Source organism: Streptomyces sp. NPDC049541 (assembly GCF_044465725.1).
GTDB lineage: Bacteria > Actinomycetota > Actinomycetes > Streptomycetales > Streptomycetaceae > Streptomyces.
The window spans coordinates 223,495-242,740 of the sequence record NZ_JBITLY010000004.1 but is presented as its reverse complement, the minus strand read 5'-3'; the positions used below and the strand labels follow the sequence as shown (position 1 = coordinate 242,740).

Annotated in this window: 20 protein-coding genes; 11 read left to right on the top strand and 9 right to left on the bottom strand. The window is 70.9% G+C overall.

All coding sequences use genetic code 11. The annotated features are described in order from the left end of the window. Positions 1-34: 34 nt before the first annotated feature. Entirely contained in the window at positions 35-1,108 is a 1,074-nt protein-coding gene (locus ACIBW9_RS16910) for a WD40/YVTN/BNR-like repeat-containing protein (protein WP_398955637.1), read from the bottom strand. A 250-nt stretch (positions 1,109-1,358) separates the two neighbouring features. Between ACIBW9_RS16910 and ACIBW9_RS16905 the strand changes: the two genes are divergently transcribed. Continuing rightward, positions 1,359-1,775: an SsgA family sporulation/cell division regulator gene (locus ACIBW9_RS16905; protein WP_115910400.1), complete on the top strand. Its 417-nt coding sequence runs from the start codon at positions 1,359-1,361 to the stop codon at positions 1,773-1,775. Positions 1,776-1,816: 41 nt separating this feature from the next. Here ACIBW9_RS16905 and ACIBW9_RS16900 read toward each other — a convergent pair whose 3' ends face one another. Together ACIBW9_RS16900 and ACIBW9_RS16895 are read right to left on the bottom strand one after the other, a co-directional pair. After that, the gene (locus ACIBW9_RS16900; RefSeq protein WP_398955635.1) at positions 1,817-2,650 is read right to left on the bottom strand and encodes an isocitrate lyase/phosphoenolpyruvate mutase family protein; all 834 of its coding nucleotides are present in this window, start codon (positions 2,648-2,650) and stop codon (positions 1,817-1,819) included. Positions 2,651-2,725: 75 nt separating this feature from the next. Beyond that, positions 2,726-3,397, bottom strand: coding sequence for a GPP34 family phosphoprotein (locus ACIBW9_RS16895; protein ID WP_398955633.1), 672 nt, complete (start codon positions 3,395-3,397; stop codon positions 2,726-2,728). A 298-nt stretch (positions 3,398-3,695) separates the two neighbouring features. Here ACIBW9_RS16895 and ACIBW9_RS16890 point away from each other — a divergent pair, with 298 nt between their 5' ends. The 3 genes from ACIBW9_RS16890 to ACIBW9_RS16880 all read left to right on the top strand — a co-directional run bounded on the left by ACIBW9_RS16890 (position 3,696) and on the right by ACIBW9_RS16880 (position 7,413). Beyond that, complete coding sequence (locus ACIBW9_RS16890) at positions 3,696-5,345, top strand: ABC-F family ATP-binding cassette domain-containing protein (RefSeq protein WP_398955631.1); 1,650 nt, start codon at positions 3,696-3,698, stop codon at positions 5,343-5,345. A gap of 101 nt (positions 5,346-5,446) precedes the next feature. Further along, positions 5,447-6,223 carry a dimethylargininase gene (ddaH, locus tag ACIBW9_RS16885; RefSeq protein WP_398955629.1) on the top strand — a complete coding sequence of 259 codons (777 nt, stop codon included), beginning with the start codon at positions 5,447-5,449 and terminating at the stop codon, positions 6,221-6,223. A gap of 215 nt (positions 6,224-6,438) precedes the next feature. Further along, the gene (locus ACIBW9_RS16880; protein WP_344400290.1) at positions 6,439-7,413 is read left to right on the top strand and encodes an acyl-ACP desaturase; all 975 of its coding nucleotides are present in this window, start codon (positions 6,439-6,441) and stop codon (positions 7,411-7,413) included. 69 nt (positions 7,414-7,482) lie between these two features. Here the strand turns inward: ACIBW9_RS16880 and ACIBW9_RS16875 are convergent, their stop codons facing one another. After that, the gene (locus ACIBW9_RS16875; protein ID WP_398955627.1) at positions 7,483-7,728 is read right to left on the bottom strand and encodes a WhiB family transcriptional regulator; all 246 of its coding nucleotides are present in this window, start codon (positions 7,726-7,728) and stop codon (positions 7,483-7,485) included. A gap of 214 nt (positions 7,729-7,942) precedes the next feature. On the opposite strand from ACIBW9_RS16875, the gene ACIBW9_RS16870 reads away from it, so the two are divergent. Beyond that, positions 7,943-8,728 (top strand): VOC family protein, encoded by a 786-nt coding sequence (locus ACIBW9_RS16870; RefSeq protein WP_398955625.1) that lies wholly within the window; start codon positions 7,943-7,945, stop codon positions 8,726-8,728. A gap of 21 nt (positions 8,729-8,749) precedes the next feature. Here ACIBW9_RS16870 and ACIBW9_RS16865 read toward each other — a convergent pair whose 3' ends face one another. Then, complete coding sequence (locus ACIBW9_RS16865) at positions 8,750-9,427, bottom strand: ANTAR domain-containing protein (RefSeq protein WP_398955622.1); 678 nt, start codon at positions 9,425-9,427, stop codon at positions 8,750-8,752. A 132-nt stretch (positions 9,428-9,559) separates the two neighbouring features. Here ACIBW9_RS16865 and ACIBW9_RS16860 point away from each other — a divergent pair, with 132 nt between their 5' ends. Beyond that, complete coding sequence (locus tag ACIBW9_RS16860; RefSeq protein WP_398955620.1) at positions 9,560-9,910, top strand: helix-turn-helix transcriptional regulator; 351 nt, start codon at positions 9,560-9,562, stop codon at positions 9,908-9,910. Positions 9,911-9,960: 50 nt separating this feature from the next. Here the strand turns inward: ACIBW9_RS16860 and ACIBW9_RS16855 are convergent, their stop codons facing one another. Next, positions 9,961-10,998 carry a LacI family DNA-binding transcriptional regulator gene (locus ACIBW9_RS16855; RefSeq protein WP_398955618.1) on the bottom strand — a complete coding sequence of 346 codons (1,038 nt, stop codon included), beginning with the start codon at positions 10,996-10,998 and terminating at the stop codon, positions 9,961-9,963. A gap of 124 nt (positions 10,999-11,122) precedes the next feature. Then, positions 11,123-12,148 carry a non-homologous end-joining DNA ligase gene (ligD, locus tag ACIBW9_RS16850; RefSeq protein ID WP_398955615.1) on the bottom strand — a complete coding sequence of 342 codons (1,026 nt, stop codon included), beginning with the start codon at positions 12,146-12,148 and terminating at the stop codon, positions 11,123-11,125. A 74-nt stretch (positions 12,149-12,222) separates the two neighbouring features. Here ligD and ACIBW9_RS16845 point away from each other — a divergent pair, with 74 nt between their 5' ends. Further along, on the top strand, positions 12,223-13,293 hold the full coding sequence (locus ACIBW9_RS16845; protein WP_398955613.1) for an ATP-dependent DNA ligase: 1,071 nt from the start codon (positions 12,223-12,225) through the stop codon (positions 13,291-13,293). Between the two features lie 95 nt (positions 13,294-13,388). On the opposite strand, the gene ACIBW9_RS16840 is transcribed toward ACIBW9_RS16845, so the two are convergent. Next, on the bottom strand, positions 13,389-14,579 hold the full coding sequence (locus ACIBW9_RS16840) for a zinc-dependent alcohol dehydrogenase (protein ID WP_398955611.1): 1,191 nt from the start codon (positions 14,577-14,579) through the stop codon (positions 13,389-13,391). 262 nt (positions 14,580-14,841) lie between these two features. Between ACIBW9_RS16840 and ACIBW9_RS16835 the strand changes: the two genes are divergently transcribed. Further along, on the top strand, positions 14,842-15,789 hold the full coding sequence (locus ACIBW9_RS16835; RefSeq protein WP_398956468.1) for a DUF3048 domain-containing protein: 948 nt from the start codon (positions 14,842-14,844) through the stop codon (positions 15,787-15,789). Positions 15,790-15,947: 158 nt separating this feature from the next. Here the strand turns inward: ACIBW9_RS16835 and ACIBW9_RS16830 are convergent, their stop codons facing one another. Next, positions 15,948-16,412: a MarR family transcriptional regulator gene (locus tag ACIBW9_RS16830; RefSeq protein ID WP_344400281.1), complete on the bottom strand. Its 465-nt coding sequence runs from the start codon at positions 16,410-16,412 to the stop codon at positions 15,948-15,950. Positions 16,413-16,623: 211 nt separating this feature from the next. Here ACIBW9_RS16830 and ACIBW9_RS16825 point away from each other — a divergent pair, with 211 nt between their 5' ends. Genes ACIBW9_RS16825 through ACIBW9_RS16815 form a run of 3 tightly spaced genes read left to right on the top strand, consistent with a single transcriptional unit; the run spans position 16,624 to position 19,222 of the window. Continuing rightward, complete coding sequence (locus ACIBW9_RS16825) at positions 16,624-17,379, top strand: CoA transferase subunit A (RefSeq protein WP_398955609.1); 756 nt, start codon at positions 16,624-16,626, stop codon at positions 17,377-17,379. Beyond that, positions 17,379-18,023, top strand: a complete 645-nt coding sequence (locus ACIBW9_RS16820) for a CoA transferase subunit B (RefSeq protein WP_398955607.1) — start codon at positions 17,379-17,381, stop codon at positions 18,021-18,023. The genes ACIBW9_RS16825 and ACIBW9_RS16820 overlap by 1 nt, the downstream gene beginning before the upstream one ends. Beyond that, a complete protein-coding gene (locus ACIBW9_RS16815; RefSeq protein ID WP_398955605.1) occupies positions 18,020-19,222 on the top strand; it encodes a thiolase family protein in 1,203 nt (400 codons plus the stop codon). The genes ACIBW9_RS16820 and ACIBW9_RS16815 overlap by 4 nt, the downstream gene beginning before the upstream one ends. The last annotated feature ends 24 nt before the right edge of the window (positions 19,223-19,246 follow it).

The window sequence follows — 19,246 nt, the reverse complement described above, 5'->3', positions numbered from 1 at the left end:
GTCCGCGACCGAGTACCCGCATTCACCCCATGCGTCACCGCTCCAGACGAGCCACCCGCCCTTGCTCCCCCGCCGCCCAGCAGCCCAGGTCCGCCGTGCAGTCCACGGTGTCGTAAGAGCCCGTGTCGACGGTCCGCCAGGTGCGGCCGCCGTCGGTGGTCAGGTCGGTACCCGTGGGGCCGACCGCGAGGGCCGCGGTGCGGCTGTGCGGGAGCCAGGCGGCGCCGGAGCGATAGGCCGGCGGCGGGGTGGCGGCGGACTGCCAGGTGCGGCCGCCGTCCGAGGTGCGGGCCGCGGCCTGCGGGGAGGACTGGTCGGGGCGGTAGTCGCCGCCGACCGCGAGGCCGTGGGTGCGGTCGCGCAAGGCGAGCGCGAACACGCCCTTCGCCGGATCGCCCGCCGGGATCGGTGTGTCGGTGGCCGTCCAGGTGAGCCCGCGGTCGGCGGAGTGCAGCACGCGCGCGCGTGCACCGCCGCCGGTGGCCAGCCAGACGTCCGAGGGGCCGGAGGCGACCAGGCACTGCCCGCTCGCCGCGAAGCCCGCCTCGCCGTCCAGGGCGGCCGGCATGCCGTCGCTGGGGAGCACCTTCCAGGAGCGGCCCCCGTCGCCGGTCGACAGGATGCGGAACTTGCCGTCCACCGGGTCGCTCAGGGCGAGGCCGTGGCGGCGGTCGAAGAAGGTGAGGCAGTCGTAGAAGGCGTTGGGGTCGGTGTTGCGGAAGGACTCGGTCCAGGTCGTGCCGCCGTCGTCGGTGCGGTACACGCGGGAGGCCTCGCCCTCGCCGATGGCCAGCACCACGGCGCGCCGCGCGTCGAACGCCTCGATGTCCCGGAACTGCAGCTCGCCGGCGCCCGGCGGCGAGACGTTCCGCCAGCTCGCGCCGCCGTCGGAGGTGCGCAGCACGGTGCCGCCCGTCCCGGCCACCCAGGCGGTGTCCCGGCTGACGGCCGACAGCCCCCGGAAGCGCACACCGCTCGCGCCGGTGTCCTTGAGTTCCCAGTGCGGCGCCCGTCCGGATTGCTGTGCCTGTGCGGGCACGGCGGTCAGGGCGGCCAGCGCCGCCGAGCACACCGCCCCTGCGGCCACTGACCAAAACGCACGTCTCATTCGTCGCCTGTTCCCCATACGCCTCATGGCGGGCGAAGCTATCCGACACCCCCGACCCCGTCCAGATGGCGGCCCGTTCCACAACTGCCCATCGGTGCACGGGAAATGGACTGCGTCACTCCTGTGCATGAATGCGGTGACGCAGGTCACTAGACATGGGTGTGCACGGATTGGCTGATTCCAGCGTCTCTAGCAGTGCCCGGCCCAATCCGCTCGGAAGTCCGTCCAGACGTCACAAGGGAGCAAGGCGTTGTCCACCGTCATCGAACAACCCGTGGAGGCCCGCCTCGTCGCCGCCGCGCCGCGCATGCCGAGCATCCCGGCGAAGCTGCACTACGACCGCAGCGACCCGTTCGCGGTCCGTATGACCTTCCCGGCGCCTGCCACCCTGGAGGGCGTGGAGGTCTGCTGGACGTTCGCCCGCGACCTCCTCGCGGCCGGTCTGCACGAGCCGGAGGGCCACGGCGACGTGCGCGTGCGGCCGTACGGCTACGAGCGCACCGTCCTGGAGTTCCACGCCCCCGAGGGCACCGCCGTCGTGCACGTCCGGTCGCACGAGATTCGTCGGTTCCTCGACGCCACGAGTGCGCTGGTGCCGGTGGGGCTGGAGCATCTGCAGCTGGATCTGGACCACGACCTGGCGGAACTGATTCGGGACGCCTGCTGAGCGCTGCGTCGGCAGGTGCCCCGCCGGGTCGGTGCGCGCGGTCAGCGCAACGCCAGCAGCTTGTTCAACTCGCCGTAGTCAAGGCCTCCCTCCAACGCCCCGTACGTCCCCGCTCCCAGCAGCTCCCGTGTGGCGCGATGGACCAGGGCGTGGGCCGACTGGGCGATGGCCGAGCCCACGCTTACGCGGGCGACTCCGAGGGCGGCCAGTTCGGGGATCGGCGGGGCGCCGGGGCCGGTCATGACGTTCAGTGGGCCGTCGATGCCGTCGACGAGGAGTTCGACCGTCTCGGGGTCGGTCGGCCCCGGGACGAAGATGCCGTCGGCGCCCGCGGCGAGGAAGGCCGCCGCCCGCTCCAGGGTGGCGTCCACTGTGCCCGCACCCCTGAGGAAGGTGTCGATCCGGGCGTTGACGAACAGCGGCACCCCTGCTGCGTCGGCGGCCTCCCGGGCGGCCGCGATCCGCTCGACCTGTTCGCCGACGGGACGCAACGGCCCCGCCCCGGTCTCGTACAGCGCGTCCTCGACGTTCACGCCCACCGCGCCCGCGGCGAGCACCGCGCGGATCGTGTCGGCGACGCCCGCGGCGTCCTGTGCGTAGCCGCTCTCGACGTCCGCGCTGACCGGTACGTCGACCGCGGCCGCGATGTCCGCGACGGCGGCGAGGGCCCGGTCGCGGTCCAGCCGGTCGCCGTCCGCCGATCCGAGGGCCCAGGAGAGCCCCGCGCTGGTGGTGGCGACCGCGGCGGCACCCGCGTCCTCGACGATGCGGGCGCTTGCGATGTCCCAGGCGTTGGGCAGCACGAGCGGCTTGCCCGGCACGTGCAGCGAGCGGAAGGCCAGAGCACGGTCACGGAGAGGGTTCTCGGTCGTCATGCGGCTCACTCAACCAGCCGCTCCCGGGCGGCGGCTGGCAGGAATCCGACATCTGCGTGAGGCGCCGGGACCGGCTCAGTCGCCGGTTGCCGCGACGACCGCCGTCGGGGACGCGGTCACCGCGGTGTGCACCTCGGTGACGACCTTCCGCAGCGCGGGCGCCGCCGCCCCGCTGCGCTCGGTCAGCTCCGCCACGCGCGCGTGGAGGCGTTTGCGGTCCTTGCCGGGCACCAGCGTGGGCAGCTCCGCGGCCGCGGCGAGGGCGGCGACGGCCGCGTCCCGGTCGGAGACCTCCGCCACCGGCACCGGGCCCTCCAAGGCCTGCCGCGCCCCCGTCTGCAGCGCGTCCACGACGTCCGCCCGCGCCAGTACGTGCTCCACGCTCGGGAAGACCCCGAGGACCCGCTTCTTCTCCGCCCGCAGACAGCCTTCCGCCGTCAGTTGCTCCCGTACGGCGTCGAGGGTCACGCGCGCGTGCAGCGTCACCCAGGTCTGCCAGCGGTGCGGCCGGGACTCGCGGACCAGCTCCAGGAGCCCGTCGAGGACGGCGTCCCCGGTGAGCGAGTCCATGTCGGCGGGTGTGGCGATGCCGCCCTCGTCGACGAGCAGACCACGCTGGGCCAGTTCGGTGAGGGCGCCGGCCCGCACCAGGTGGTGCAGGCGGGCGGCGGCGGTGACCTCGGCGGTGTCGGTGTCCCAGGCCAGCAGGTAGAGCCGGGCGGGCAGGGAGAGCGGGCCGTTGGGCACGGGGACTCCTTCGTGCGAAGAGGGCGGGTTCACGTTAATTCCGTTGACAGCCCACCGACCGCCTCCTACGGTGTACAGCGGTTCTGTTGCCGTCGATTGGAGAAGGACGTTGCTCGTCTGAGGTCCTGAGACACCGTGTCACACACATGAGGTGTGTGCGCTGCGTGCGACCTCGGCGTTCGAGCCGTCCTGACGGAGCAGGCCTTTTTCGTGCCTCTGGGCTCTCCTCTCCCGCCGTGGTCTGCGGTGTCTCTCTACGCGTTTGCCCCTGACCGCACCAAGCAACCGCGAGGCCCGTATGTCTACTTCTCTCACTTGTACGTCCCTGTCCTTCGCCTGGCCCGACGGCACCCCCGTCTTCGAGGGCCTCGATGTCTCCTTCGGTCCCGGCAGGACGGGGCTCGTCGGCGTCAACGGGTCCGGGAAATCGACCCTGTTGAAGCTGATCGCCGGTGAGCTCGCCCCGGCCGACGGCGCCGTGCGCGTCGCGGGCGAGGTCGGCTACCTGCCGCAGAACGTCACCCTCGACACCCAGCTGCGCGTCGACGAGGCGCTCGGCATCGCCGCACAACGGGCCGCGCTGCACGCCATCGAGTCGGGCGACGTGGCCGAGGAGCACTTCGAGACGGTCGGCGACGACTGGGACGTGGAGGAACGCGCGCTCGCCACGCTCGGCGAGCTCGGCCTCGGACACATCGAGTTGGACCGCACCATCGGCGAGGTGTCGGGCGGCGAGTCGGTGCTGCTGCGGCTGGCCGCACTGCTGCTGCGCCGCCCGGACGTCCTGCTCCTGGACGAGCCGACCAACAACCTCGACCTGTACGCGCGCAGGCGGCTGTACGCGGCCGTCGAGTCCTGGCCGGGAGTGATGATCGTGGTCAGCCACGACCGCGAACTCCTGGAACTGGTCGACCAGATCGCCGATCTGCGCTCCGGGGAGGTCACCTGGTTCGGCGGCAACTACTCCGCGTACGAGGAGGCTCTCGCCGCCGAGCAGGAGGCGGCCGAGCGGATGGTGCGCGTCGCGGAGGCCGACTTCAGGAAGCAGAAGCGCGAACTGGTGGATGCCCAGGTCAAGTTGGCCCGTCGCAAACGGTACGGGCAGAAGATGTGGGACCAGAAGCGCGAGCCGAAGATCGTCATGGGTGCCCGCAAGCGCGCGGCGCAGGAGTCCGCGGGCAAGCACCGCATCATGCACGAGGAGCGGCTCAGCGATGCGAAGGAACGGCTCGACGAGGCGGTGGAGGCCGTACGGGACGACGACGAGATCCGCGTCGACCTGCCGTACACGGCGGTACCGCCGGGCCGTACCGTCCTGACCCTCATGGACCTGCAGCTCGCGTACGGCGCGCAGGTGGCCGGCGGTCTTGAGCTGCGCGGCCCGGAGCGGGTGGCGCTGATCGGGCGCAACGGCTCCGGCAAGACGACGCTGCTGCGCACCATCGCCGGGGAGCTGGCGCCGATGGCGGGCGAGGCGCACGCGCACGTGCCGCTGCGTTTCCTGCCGCAGCGGCTCGACGTGCTCGACGGCGAGCTGTCGGTCGCCGAGAACGTGGCCCGGTTCGCGCCGGCCGCCACCAACAACCGGGTCCGGGCGCGCCTTGCCCGGTTCCTGTTCCGGGGCGCCCGCGCCGACCAGAAGGCGGCCACCCTGTCCGGCGGCGAACGCTTCCGGGCGGCCCTGGCCGCGCTGATGCTGGCCGAACCGGCACCGCAGCTGCTGATGCTCGACGAGCCGACGAACAACCTCGACATGGCGAGCGTGCGGCAGCTGACGTCGGCCCTGGAGTCGTACGAAGGGGCGCTGATCGTGGCCAGCCACGACCTGCCGTTCCTGGAGTCGATCGGGATCACCCGGTGGCTGCTGCTGGACGGTGAGCTGCAGGAGACGACGCCTGAGGCGATCGGACAGCCGCCGATCGGGCGTCTCAGGAGGGGCACAGCCTGACAACGAGGGTTTTGCCGTCGCGGATCGGCGCTGCATGATGGCGGACCGGGTGTCGCGTCATGGGCGCCCGGTCTGCCGTCCCGCCGATTCGGAGTCCCGTCGTGCCCAGCAAGAAGGCCCTCGTCCGCCGCCCGAGCCCCCGCCTCGCCGAAGGGCTGGTGACGCACATCGAGCGGGAGAAGGTCGACTTCGATCTCGCGGTCGAGCAGTGGGAGGCGTATGTCGAGGCCCTGCGCGAGCACGGCTGGGAGACGATCGAGGTGGACCCGGAGGACGACTGCCCGGACTCGGTGTTCGTCGAGGACACGGTCGTCATGTACAAGAACGTCGCGCTGATCACCCGCCCCGGCGCCGAGTCCCGGCGGGACGAGACGGCCGGTGTCGAGGAGGCCGTCGCCCGTCTCGGCTGCTCGGTCAACTGGATCTGGGAGCCGGGCACCCTGGACGGCGGCGACGTGCTGAAGATCGGCGACACGATCTACGTCGGCCGGGGCGGCCGCACCAACGCGGCCGGCGTCCAGCAGCTGCGGGCCGCCTTCGAACCGCTGGGGGCGCGGGTCGTCGCCGTACCCGTGAGCAAGGTGCTGCATCTGAAGTCGGCGGTCACGGCGCTGCCCGACGGGACGGTCATCGGGCACATCCCCAAGGTGGACCGGCCGTCGCTGTTCCCACGCTTCCTGTCGGTGCCAGAGGAGTCGGGCTCGCATGTGGTGCTGCTCGGCGGCAGCAAGGTGCTGATGGCGGCGAGCGCACCGAAGTCGGCGGAGCTGCTCGCCGACCTCGGTCACGATCCGGTCGTGGTGGACATCAGCGAGTTCGAGAAGCTCGAGGGCTGTGTGACATGTCTCTCGGTACGTCTGCGGGACCTGTACGCCTGACGGGTGCGACGACCACCCTTTCAGCCCTGGGACCTGCGGGTCCTGGGGCTTTTCGGCGTTCCTTGGAAGTCCTATGAAACACGGCCTGATCAGGGATCTTTACACCGCGCTTAACCTACGGCTTCGTAACCTACGGTTTCGTAGCCTACGATCCCGTAGGTTCCGGCCCCGCTCGCCGGTCTGTCCCCCTTGTTGCGCGTCCCCCTGGAGTTCCCGTGACGATCACTTCCCCGCACCTCGGCAGCCCCGCCGTCTGGACCGACGCCAAGCTGCTGTACGCACTGGAGGAAGTGGTCGAGACGGAACTCAACCGGCATCTGAAGGTCGCCAAGGACTGGATGCCGCACGAGTACGTGCCCTGGTCGGACGCCCGTAACTTCCCCGGCCTGTTCGAGGACGGCGAGGCCTGGGACAAGGAGCAGTCCAAGGTCACCGAGATCGGCCGGATCGCGCTGGTGGTGAACCTGCTCACCGAGGACAACCTGCCCAGCTACCACCACGAGATCGCCTCGCTGTTCGGCCGTGACGGCGCCTGGGGCACCTGGGTGCACCGCTGGACCGCCGAGGAGGGCCGGCACGGCATCGTGATGCGCGACTATCTGCTCGCGTCGCGCGCGGTGGACCCGGACAAGCTGGAAGCGTTCCGGATGGCCCACATGAGCGAGGGCTTCGAGTCGGACAACCGGCACTCGATGCTGCACTCGGTCGCCTACGTGGCCTTCCAGGAGCTCGCGACCCGTATCTCGCACCGCAACACCGGCCACCAGTCCGGCGACCCGGTCTGCGACCGCATGCTGGCGCGGATCGCGACGGACGAGAACCTGCACATGGTCTTCTACCGCAATCTCCTGAAGGCCGCCTTCGAGCTGGCTCCCGACCTGACCATGCAGGCGGTCCGGGACGTCGTGGTGAACTTCCGGATGCCCGGCCACGGCATGCCCGGCTTCGAGCGGTTCGCCGCGCAGATGGCGATCGGCGAGGTCTACAACCTGCGCATCCACCACGACGACGTGCTCCAGCCGGTCCTGCGCTTCCTGAAGATCATGGAGATCGACGGCCTCGGCCCCGAGGGGCAGCAGGCCCAGGACGAACTCGGACTGTTCCTCGGCGGGCTGGACGCGGAGGCCCTGAAGTTCGACGAGAAGCTGGCGGCACGCAAGGCGCGCATGGCGGCACGCGCCGCAGGCTGACGGCACACCTGACCCCAGGCCCGGCTTCGGGCCGGGAAGCGGCCGGTACGCGCGTGCCTACCGGCCGCTTCAGCGTGTCGTCCGCCTGAGCTCGAGGCGTTCCTTCTCCGAGAGGCCACCCCAGACGCCGAAGCGTTCGTCGTTCTGCAGGGCGTACTCGAGACAGGCGGGGCGCATCTCGCACATGCCGCAGATGCGCTTCGCCTCACGCACCGAGCTGCCCGGCTCAGGAAAGAAGAAGTCCGCCCCCGTCTGCGCGCACAGCGCCTGAGCCTGCCAGGCGAAGTCGGCCGGGGTGATGGTGTCGATCTGCATGAACGAGATCGTGCCGGGAGCCGAAAAACGTTCGATCAACGCGTCATCAACGCCGCCCGGCGGGGCCCCCGGCCACCCTGATGGTGGGCCCGGACCCGCCGCGGTGCACGGCGGCGCGCGGAAGCCGGTGGAAAGAGGGCTCCGGCAGCGATTGTCAGTGCGCGGTGCAAGACTCGGCAGTGCAGACAACGGGACCCTTTCGAGGAGGGCGAAGATGCTCACCACCCGTTTCGTCAACGGCGCTCCCAACTGGCTCGACGTCGGCACCTCCGACATCGACGGCGCCATCTCCTTCTACGGCGGTCTCTTCGGCTGGCGGTTCCGGTCGGCCGGGCCGGACGCCGGTGGATACGGCTTCTTCCAGCTGGACGGGAAGACCGCGGCGGGCGGTATGCAGACCACGCCCGAACAGGGCCCGCCGTCCTGGACGGTGTACTTCCAGAGCGGGAACGCCGAGGCCACCGCCAAGGCGGCCGAGCAGGCGCACGGCAGTGTGCTGATGCAGCCCATGGACGTGATGGGCGAGGGACACATGGCGATCCTCGCCGACAAGGCGGGCGTGCCCTTCGGCATCTGGCAGCCCGGCCGGACCAGGGGCGTGGACGTGGCGAACGAGGCGGGGGCGCTGTCCTGGGTCGAGCTGTACACCCCGGACATCGCCGCGGCCGCCTGGTTCTACCACGAGACGCTGGGTCTGGAGACGGCGGCGGTGGACTTCCCCGGTGGCACGTACACGACCCTGAACCCCGCCGGGGGCGGCGAGGACTCCATGTTCGGCGGCATCGTCCCGCTCGCCGAGGACCCGTCGGAGGACCGTGCCTACTGGCTGCCGTACTTCGAGGTGGCCGACACGGACGCCACGGTCGCCAGGGCACAGGAACTGGGCGGCGAGGTCCGCGTCCCGGCCACCGACATCGAGGGCGTGGGCCGCTTCGCCAAACTCGCCGACCCCTACGGCGCCCGCTTCGCGGTGATCAGGAGCGCTCCGCCGCAGACCTGAGCTGACGAGGACACCTGACGGTCATCCCAGCGGGACGGCCGCGCGCGCCTGGGCGACCGCGGCCGCCAGCTGCTGCTGCACCTCCTCGGGCAGCGGCGTGCCCTGAACGGTGCCGACCAGGTCCTGGGCCAGGACGTGCAGCTTGGTGTTGGTGTTCTGGGAGGCCGTGACGAGCACGGTCCACGCCACCTCGGGGCTCAGACTGAAGGAGGCCATCAGGATGCCGCGCGCCAGATCTATGGCAGGCCGGGTCTGCATCGCCCGTCGCAGCTCGGCGACCTCCTTGCGCAGCTCCTGATCGACCGCCTCCGGCGCCTTCAGTCCGTCACCGGCGGCATCCGGCTCGGTGCTCCCTGCCTCGGAGCCGGGGCGTGCGAACAGCTCCCGGGCGCCGGTCAGCTCCAGCAGCCGGTCGACCGGAGGGCCGCTGGCGCTGATGGTGATCGTCTTGCCTTCGTCCAGGGCCTTCCGCCGCAGACCGAGCAGCAGGTTGAGGCCGGAGCAGTCGCAGAAACCGATGGCGCTCAGGTCCAGGTCGATGCCGCTCGCCGAGCCGTCCAGGGCCTCCGTCAGGTCATGTTCGAGCTCTCGGCCGCCGTGGTCGAGCTCACCGCACACCCGGACGTTCATGCGATCACCGTCCGGCACCACGTCGATCGTCACCAGGCATGTCTGCGCGGACTGCGCAGGCTCCGGCATGGCCTTTTCTCCCTCGAGTGCTCGTCCGTCTCCGCTCCCAAGGTTCCCCTCTTCCCCCGCACACGTCAAGAAATACATGAAATCAAGTACGTGCTTTTGAATGCGCGAATAGTGAGTCGCTACAGTTGGCACATGGATGGAGTGCCCGAGCCACACACCGGATGGACGTTCATCACGAATCACGCGCGCGTACTGGCAGCCATCGCCGACAACCACAGCGCCCGGATCCGCGACATCGCCGCACACTGCCGCCTCACCGAACGCGCCGTCCAGAAGATCATTTCCGACCTCGAAGAAGCCGGCTATCTCTCCCACACCAAGGAGGGACGGACCAACACCTACCGGATCGATCCCAGCAAGGTCCTGCGCCATCCCGCCGAGGCCGGACTGACCGTGGCAGCGCTGCTCTCCCTGCTCGTGCAGGACGAGGCGGACCGCTCCACCAGCTCACCCAGCAGCATGTGGACCCAGGTCACGGCCTGACGGCACCACGGCCGGCCGGGCTGCCCACGCACGGTGCAGATGCATTCGGCTCAGGCCGAGGCCCGTCGCACGAGTGTCGTCGGCAGGACCACGCCGGCCGGTACGTCTGCGGCGCCCTGGCCGGTGGAGCGGGGACCGAGACGGCGCAGCAGCAGCCGGGCCATCAGCCGGCCCATCTCCTCGATGTCCTGACGCACCGTCGTCAGCGGCGGATCGGTCTGCTCGGCCACCGGCAGCATGTCGTCGAAGCCGATCACGGCGACGTCCTCGGGCACCCGCCGCCCGCGCTCACGCAGCACGCGCAGCGCACCCGCCGCGGTCAGGTCGTTGGCGGCGAACACGGCGTCCAGGTCGGGGCGGCGCTCGAGGAGTTCACGCATCGCCCGCTCACCGCCGGCCGGGGTGAAGTCGCTCTCGACGATGAGCCGGGGATCGGCGTCGACCATGACGTCCCGGAAGCCGTCGAGCCGGTCCGCCGCGGACGTCTGGTCGAGGGGCCCGGTGATGTGCGCGATCCGGGTGCGGCCGAGGCCGGCGAGATGGCGTACGGCCTCGCGGGCGCCGCCGCGGTTGTCGCTGTCGACGTACACCACCCCGCTGCGGCCGTCGCTCCAGCCGGGCCGCCCGCCGAACACGGTCGGCACGCCCGCGTGCTGGATCAGCCCGGGCAGCGGGTCGTCGAGGTGCAGGGAGAAGACGAGCGCGCCGTCGACATGGCCGCCGGCGAGGTAGCGGCCGACGCGGGCGTGGTCGTCGCGGCCCTCGGTGAGCAGCAGCACGAGCTGGTTGTCGTGGGCCGTCAACTCCTTGCTGATACCCCTCAGTTGCAGCGCGAAGAAGGGGTCGGCGAAGACGCGGGTCTCCGGCTCGGCGATGACCACGGCCACGGCGTCGTGCCGCCTGGTCACCAGGGAGCGGGCCGCCTGGTTGGGCACGTAGCCGAGCTCCTCCACCGCCCGCCGCACCCGTGCCACCAGGGGTTCCCTGACCCCGTCACCGCCGTTCACCACGCGTGAGACGGTCGCCCGGGACACGCCCGCCCGGGCGGCCACGGCCTCCAGTGTGGGGCGCGGCGCTGTGTCGGTCACTTCGGGCTCCTGCTCCTGCTCGACGGTTGCCGATCAGGATAGCTCCGGGCGGGCAGCGCGGTGAGAGCGCTCTCCGATCATCGGGATCCGCCGGGGCGCCCAGTCCTTCTCCCCGCCGCGCCCGTCAAGGGGCTGCGGGCGGCTGCTTCTTCGCCCGGCTCGGCTGTACCCGCTTGGGCTCCCCCGGCATCTTGGGGTACTCGGGCGGGTACGGCAGATCGCCCAGCCCGTGGTCGTGCTCGTCGCGGCGGGCGAGTTCGAGCAGGGCCTCCAGGGAGAAGCGCCGGTCGTCCATGTCCGCGTGCACATCGCCGAGTTCGGCGAAGCGCGCGGGCATGGTCGCGATGTCGAAGTCCCGCGGGTGCGCGACGCCCACCTCGTCCCACCTCAGGGGCGCCGAGACCGGGGCGTGCGGGCGGGGTCGTACGGAATAGGCGGAGGCGATGGTGCGGTCGCGGGCGGTCTGGTTGTAGTCGATGAAGATCTTCTCGCCCCGCTCCTCCTTCCACCACTTGATCGTCACCTGGTCGGGCATCCGGCGTTCCATCTCCCGGCCCACGGCGATGGCGGCGCGGCGTACCTGGGTGAAGGTCCAGCGCGGTTCGATCGGCACGAAGACATGCAGGCCGCGGCCGCCGGAGGTCTTCGGGAAGCCCTTGAGCCCGCCGAACTCGTCGAGGACGGCGCGCAGTTCGTGGGCGGCGCGGACGGCGTCGTCGTAGTCGGTGCCGGGCTGCGGGTCGAGGTCGATGCGGAGTTCGTCGGGGCGGTCGACGTCGTCGCGGCGCACCGGCCAGGGGTGGAAGGTGAGCGTGCCGTACTGGGCGGCCCACAGGACGGCGGCCTCCTCGGTGGGGCACATCTCGTCGGCGCTGCGGCCGCTCGGGAAGGTGATGTGGGCGGTCGGGATCCAGTCGGGCATGTTCTTGGGCGCCCGCTTCTGGAAGAAGTTCTCGCCGGTCACTCCCTCCGGGTAGCGCTCCAGGGTGGTGGGCCGGTCACGCAGGGCGCGCAGGATGCCGGGGCCGACCGCGATGTAGTACCGGGCGAGGTCCAGCTTGGTGAAACCGCGCTCCGGGAAGAAGATCTTGTCCGGGCTGGACAGGCGGACGGTGCGGCCGCCCACTTCCAGTTCCACCGCTTCACCCATGCGGCCACGGTAGGCGTACCTGATAAACCTCGCATACCGGGCGACAAGCGGCGTATGCGAGCAGAATCTGAACCATGGATCTGCCGGTGATGCCGCCCGTGAAGCCGATGCTCGCCAAGTCGGTGGCACACATTCCGCGGGACATGCACTACGAGGCCAAGTGGGACGGCTTCCGGGCGATCGTGTTCCGCGACGGGACCGAGGTCGAGCTCGGCAGCCGTACGGGAAAGCCGCTGACCAGGTACTTTCCCGAGCTGGTGGCCGCGTTGAAGGAACGGGTGCCCGAGCGGTGCGTGCTGGACGGGGAGATCGTCATCGCCCGGGAGGGCCGGCTCGACTTCGACGCGCTCACCGAGCGCATCCACCCGGCGGACTCCCGGGTGCGGATGCTCGCGGAGAAGACCCCGGCGTCGTTCGTGGCCTTCGATCTGCTGGCCCTGGCGGACGAGTCGCTGCTCGATGTGCAGCTGACCGACCGGCGGGCGCTGCTGGAGCGGGCGCTGGCCGAGGTCACCGCGCCGGTCCACCTCGCGCCGGCCACCACCGACATCGACGTGGCGCAGAGCTGGTTCGAGCAGTACGAGGGGGCGGGCCTGGACGGGGTGATCGCCAAGCCGCTCACCGGCCGCTACCTCCAGGACGAGCGCGCCATGTACAAGATCAAGCACGAGCGCACGGCGGACGTCGTCGTCGCGGGCTACCGCTTCCACAAGAGCGGCCCGATCGTGGGCTCACTGCTGCTCGGCCTCTACGACGACCGGGGCGCCCTGCAGCACGTGGGCGTGTCGGCGGCGTTCCCGATGAAGCGCCGCGCGGAGCTGGTCGAGGAACTGGAGCCCCTGCGGATGGAGGACGTCGCGGGGCACCCCTGGGCGGCCTGGTCCGACGAGACGGCGCACGAGACGGCCCGGCTGCCCGGCGCCCCGAGCCGCTGGTCGAGCAAGAAGGACCTGTCCTGGGTACCGCTGAGACCGGAGCGGGTGGCCGAGGTGGCATACGACCACATGGAGAACGGGGCGCGTTTCCGGCACACGGCCCGCTTCCGCCGCTGGCGCCCGGACCGCACCGCGGAGAGCTGCACCTACGCCCAGCTGGAGGAGCCGGTGCGGTACGACCTGGCGGAGATCTTCGGGGGCGGGGCCTGACCGGCGGTGCCGTGCCGCCCGGGGGCTCCGCCCCCAGACCCCCGTATCGGCCTGAACGGCCTCGTCCTCAAACGCCGGACGGGCTGAATCGCTCCCTACGGCGTCATCAGCACCTTGACCGCGCCGTCCTGCTTGCGCTGGAACATCTCGTACGCGTGCGGGGCATCGGTCAGCGGCAGCCGGTGGGTGGCGAAGTCGTCGACGCCGAGGGGGTCCTCGTCCGTCAGATACGGGATGATCTCGTCGCTCCAGTGGCGCACGTTGGCCTGGCCCATGCGGATCTGGATCTGCTTGTCGAACAGGGTGAGCAGCGGCATCGGATCGGCCGTGCCGCCATAGACGCCGACGAGGGAGAGCGTGCCGCCGCGGCGGACCAGTTCGATGGCGGTGTGCAGGGCGGCGAGGCGGTCGATGCTGAAGCGTTCGGCGAGCGGGCCCGCGATCTTGCGGGGCAGCAGGGCCGAGGCCTGCTGGGCCAGCCGTGCGGCCGCGCTGCCGTGGGCCTCGGTGCCGACCGCGTCGATCACGGCGTCGGGGCCGCGCCCGTCGGTCTCGTCGCGGATCGCCTGGACGAGCTCCTTCTCGCTGTCGAAGCTCCGCAGGTCGAACGTCTCCACGCCGCGCGCCTTCGCCCGGCGCAGCCGGTCGCCCACCAGGTCCACCCCGAACACCCGCCCGGCGCCGCGCACTTGGGCGACACGACAGGCCATGTCACCGATCGGCCCGAGACCGAGCACGGCGACGCTGCCGCCCTCGGGGATCCCCGCGTACTCGACCGCCTGCCAGGCGGTGGGCAGGACGTCGGAGAGATAGACGAAACGGTCGTCCGGCGGCCCTTCCGGGACCTTGATCGGTCCGTACTGCGCCTGCGGCACCCGCAGGTACTCCGCCTGGGCGCCCGGCACCGCGCCGTACAGGCGTGTATAGCCGAAGAGAGCGGCACCCATGCCCTCGCCGGTCACCTGTGTGGTCTCGCACTGCGTCGGCAGCCCCGTCAGGCACATCCAGCAGTTGCCGCACGCGATCTGGAACGGCACCACCACCCGGTCGCCCACCGCGAGGTCCGGCACCGCGGCCCCGACCTCCTCGACGATGCCCATCGGTTCGTGTCCCAGGATGTCGCCCGGTGTCATGAACGGGGTGAGCACTTCGTACAGATGCAGATCGGAGCCGCACAGCCCCGTCGAGGTGATGCGGATGACGGCATCGGTCGGCTCCTGGATGCCCGGATCGGGCACCTCCTCCACCCGTACGTCCCGCTTCCCCTGCCAGGTCACAGCCTTCATCGCGTGGCGCTCCCTCCATCGCATGGGTGTGTCTGCTCCTGCGGTGCCGCCCGGGTACCCGCCCCGCCGCTTCCCGAAGCGGGATCGGCGGTACGGCCGGAAACAGGGCCCGCGCGGGTCAGGGCCAAGGGGCGTATCGAACGCGCGCAATCAGAACTGACCGGGCATGGGCATCAATGAACGTATAAGCGCACAATCATTGGCACGGGATGTGGTGGCCAGGGTGAGCACGGGACGGTGGGTGCGTCCGCGACGCGCCTCGATGACAGTGGCGCTGCTGGCCGCCACGGCGACGGCCGCTCTGGCGGCAGGCTGCACACATCAGCACGGCCCGGCGCAGGACGGACGCGGCCGGACGCAGACGCCCGGGGAGCCGAAGGAGACCGCCGCCGGCGCCCCCGTACTCGCCGTGAAGATCGACAACGCGCCCGAGGCCCGGCCCCAGACGGGGCTCGACTCGGCGGACGTCGTGTACGCGGAACAGGTCGAGGGTGGACTGAGCCGGCTGATGGCGGTGTACGCGAGCACGCTGCCGAAGGTCGTCGGGCCGGTGCGCAGCGCCCGGGAGTCGGATCTGGAACTGCTGCGCCAGTTCCACCGTCCGACGCTCGCCTTCTCCGGGGCGCAGCACAAGCTGCTGCCGCTGATCAACAGCGCACCCCTGCAGGCGGAACCGCCCGAGAAGGCGCCCGGCGCCTACTTCCGCGGCCCCGGCAGACCCGCACCGCACAACCTCTACCTGCACCCTGCCCGCCTGATGTCGTCGCCACCGGGAGCGAAGGCGCTGACCACCGGATTCCGCTACGGCGCCGCACCGGCCGGCGGCAGAGCGGAGAACACCCGCACCATCCGCTTCCCGGCCGCCGGCTTCACCTTCACCTGGTCCGCGGGCCTGCGCCGCTACCTGGTCGCGATGGACGGGAAACCCACCACGACGGCCGACGGAAAGCGGGTGGCGCCGGCGACGGTCGTCGTGCAGTACGTGAAGGTGCGCCAGTCCGCCTTCCACGACCGCCTCGGCAACCACACGCCGTACACCGAGACGATCGGCTCCGGGAAGGCCCAGGTCCTGCGCGACGGACGGGTCTACGACGTCGACTGGCACCGCAGCAAGGCCACCGACGGCACACAGTTCACAACGAAGGACGGCAGGCCGGCCGACTTCGCGAGGGGCCAGGTATGGGTGGTGCTGACGAAGGCACCGGGCTAGGCCGTGTCGTTCAGGTCAGGGCGGCCGTAGGGAACCGCGCCTTGCAGCCGCCCCGAGCGGGGTCATGGGGGTCCCCCACGCCCTTAAGGCAGTGGGGGAGCGCGTGCCAGGGCCCGCGACGCCGAGCTGATCCAAAGGACAGGGCCTGTCCGGCGCGCTCAGCCCTGTGCCACGAGGGGTTCCGTCGGGTTGCGGAGACCCTCGGCCGCATCGGCGACCCGCCGGATGAGGTCGAAGAACACCGACTGCTCCTCGGCGGACAGCGGAGCCAGGAAGACCTGGTTCATCCGGGCCGTGCGCACCGTCAGCTTGCGGTGGGTGCGCACACCGTCCTCGGTCAGACGCAGCAGGAAACGGCGGCCGTCCTGCGGATCACGCACCTTGTCGAGCAGCCCGCGGCGCCCGAGCCGGCTGATCACCTCGGCGATCGTCGACCGGTCGAGACCCACCCGCTCCCCCACCGTGCGCTGGTCCAGGCCCGGCTCGGCGACGAGCGCGTTGAGGACCGCGAACTGCGGCGAGGTGATCTCCTCCGAGACCATCGTGTTCCACAGCAGGTAGTGGGCCTGCTGCAGTCGCCGGGCCAGGTGCCCGGGGTGGGTGGTGAGGTCCACCGCGGCCATGCGCGCTCCCGAGGTCGAATTCGTTGGTGCACTGAACGATACCCGCCGTCCAGGCGACTGTCTGTAGAGCTGCGGGCGGCTACTGACCTTGGAGTTCTCGAAAGTCTTGACGTCCGGCGGCTCCGGTGGCAGCGTGAAGGAAACTTCACTGAGATACTCAGTGCCCTGATTAATTCGTGACCGGGCGCTCGGACGGGATGGGGCTTCACGGATGGACAAGGTGGTCGCCACGGCCGCGGAGGCGGTGGCGGATGTGCCCGAGGGCGCGTCGCTCGCGGTGGGCGGTTTCGGACTGAGCGGGGTGCCGAACACGCTGATCGGGGCGTTGTACGAGCGGGGCGTGTCCGGGCTGAGCGTGGTCTCCAACAACTGCGGGGCGATGGAGACGGGCCTCGCGGTGCTGCTCGCGGCCGGGCGGATCGCGCGGGTGACCGGCTCCTACATCGGGGGGAACAAGGAGTTCGCGCGGCAGTACCTCGCCGGGGAGCTGGAGGTGGAGCTGATCCCGCAGGGCACGCTGGCGGAACGGCTACGGGCGGGCGGGGCCGGGATCCCGGCCTTCTACACCCCGGCCGGGGTGGGCACACAGGTCGCCGACGGCGGGCTGCCCTGGCGCTACGACGGCCAGGGCGGGGTCGCGCTGGCCTCGCCGCCGAAGGAGGTGCGGGAGTTCGACGGCACCGAGTACGTGCTGGAGCGGGGCATCCGCACCGACTTCGCGCTGGTACGGGCGGCCAAGGGCGACCGGCACGGGAACCTGGTGTTCAACAAGTCCACCCGCAACTTCAACCCCCTCGCCGCGATGGCCGGGCGGATCACGATCGCCGAGGTGGAGGAACTGGTCGAACCCGGCCAGATCGATCCGGACGCGGTGCATCTGCCGGGGATCTTCGTGCAGCGGGTGGTCGCCCTGACGCCGGAACAGGCCCGGGACAAGAAGATCGAGCAGCGGACGGTGAGCAGCTGATGGCCTGGACACGCGAGCAGATGGCCGCGCGGGCCGCGCGCGAGCTGGAGGACGGGCAGTACGTCAACCTCGGCATCGGACTGCCGACGCTGATCCCGAACCACCTCCCGGCGGGCGTCGAGGTGGTGCTGGAGTCGGAGAACGGGATCCTCGGCACCGGCCCCTACCCCACCGAGGACGCCGTCGACCCGGATCTGATCAATGCCGGCAAGGAGACCGTCACCGTTCTGCCAGGGGCGTCCTTCTTCGATTCGGCACTGTCGTTCTCGATGATCCGGGGCGGGCACATCGATGTCGCGGTGCTGGGCGCGATGCAGGTCTCCGCGCGTGGCGACCTGGCGAACTGGGCGATCCCCGGGAAGCTGATCACCGGGATCGGCGGGGCGATGGACCTGGTGCACGGGGCGCGCACGGTGATCGTGGTGATGACCCACACCGCCAAGGACGGCTCGGCGAAGATCCTCGAGGAGTGTGCGCTGCCGTTGACCGGCAAGGCGTGTGTGAACCGAGTCATCACCGATCTCGGCGTGATCGACGTGACACCGGACGGACTCGTGTTGACCGAGGTCGCCCCCGGCGTGAGCGTCGACGACGTCATCACCCGGACCGGCGCCAAGCTGACCGTTGCGGAGGACCTGCTGTGAACACGGTTTACATCGTCGACGCGGTGCGCACCCCGATCGGCCGCTACAACGGCGGCCTCGCCGCCGTCCGCCCGGACGACCTGGCCGCCCACGCGATCCGTGAACTCCTCGCCCGGACACCGCAGTTGGAAGCCTCCCGGATCGAGGACGTGTACTTCGGCAACGCCAACGGGGCCGGTGAGGAGAACCGCAACGTCGCCCGTATGGCCGCCCTGCTGGCCGGGCTGCCGACCTCCGTGCCCGGGGTGACCGTCAACCGGCTGTGCGCCTCCGGCCTGGAGGCGGTCATCCAGGCGGCCCGCGCCATCGCGGTCGGCGACGCCCACATCGCCGTGGCCGGCGGCGTGGAGTCGATGACCCGCGCCCCGTACGTGCTGCCCAAGAACGACAAGCCCTTCCCGGCCGCCCACACCGAGCTGTACTCCACCACGCTGGGCTGGCGGATGGTCAACCCGCGGATGGACCCGCAGTGGACCATCCCGCTCGGCGAGTCCGCCGAACTGATCGCCGACAAGCACAAGATCAGCCGGGAGCAGCAGGACGAGTTCGCCCTCGCCTCTCACCAGAAGGCGACCGACGCCCAGCAACAGGGCCTGTTCGACGCCGAGTTGGCGCCCGTCTCCATCCCGCAGCGCAAGGGCGACCCGGTCGCCTTCACCGCCGACGAATGCGTCCGGCCGGACGCCTCCCTCGCCGCGATGGCCAAGCTGAAGCCGTCCTTCCGTAAGGACGGAGGCACGGTCACCGCGGGCAACGCCTCGCCCCTGAACGACGGCGCCGCCGCGCTGCTGCTGGTCGACGAGGTGGGCCTGGAAGCGGTCGGCCGTGAGCCGCTGGCCCGCGTCTCCGCGACCGGCGTCAATGCCCTCGACCCGCACTACTTCGGCCTCGCCCCGGTCGAGGCCGTCAACCGGGCCCTGGCCAAGGCGGGCAGGACCTTCGCCGACCTGTCCGTGCTGGAGCTGAACGAGGCCTTCGCCGCTCAGGTGCTGGGCTGCGTCGCCGAATGGCCCGAGTTCGACCCCGCGATCCTCAACCCGCAGGGCGGCGCCATCGCCCTCGGCCACCCGCTCGGTGCCTCCGGTGCCCGGCTCGCCGGGACCGTCGCGCACCAGCTCGCCCGCCGCGGCTCCGGCACCGGCGTCGCCACCCTCTGCATCGGCGTCGGCCAGGGCCTCGCCCTCGTCCTCGAACGTTAAGCACACCCAGGCCTCAAGAACACC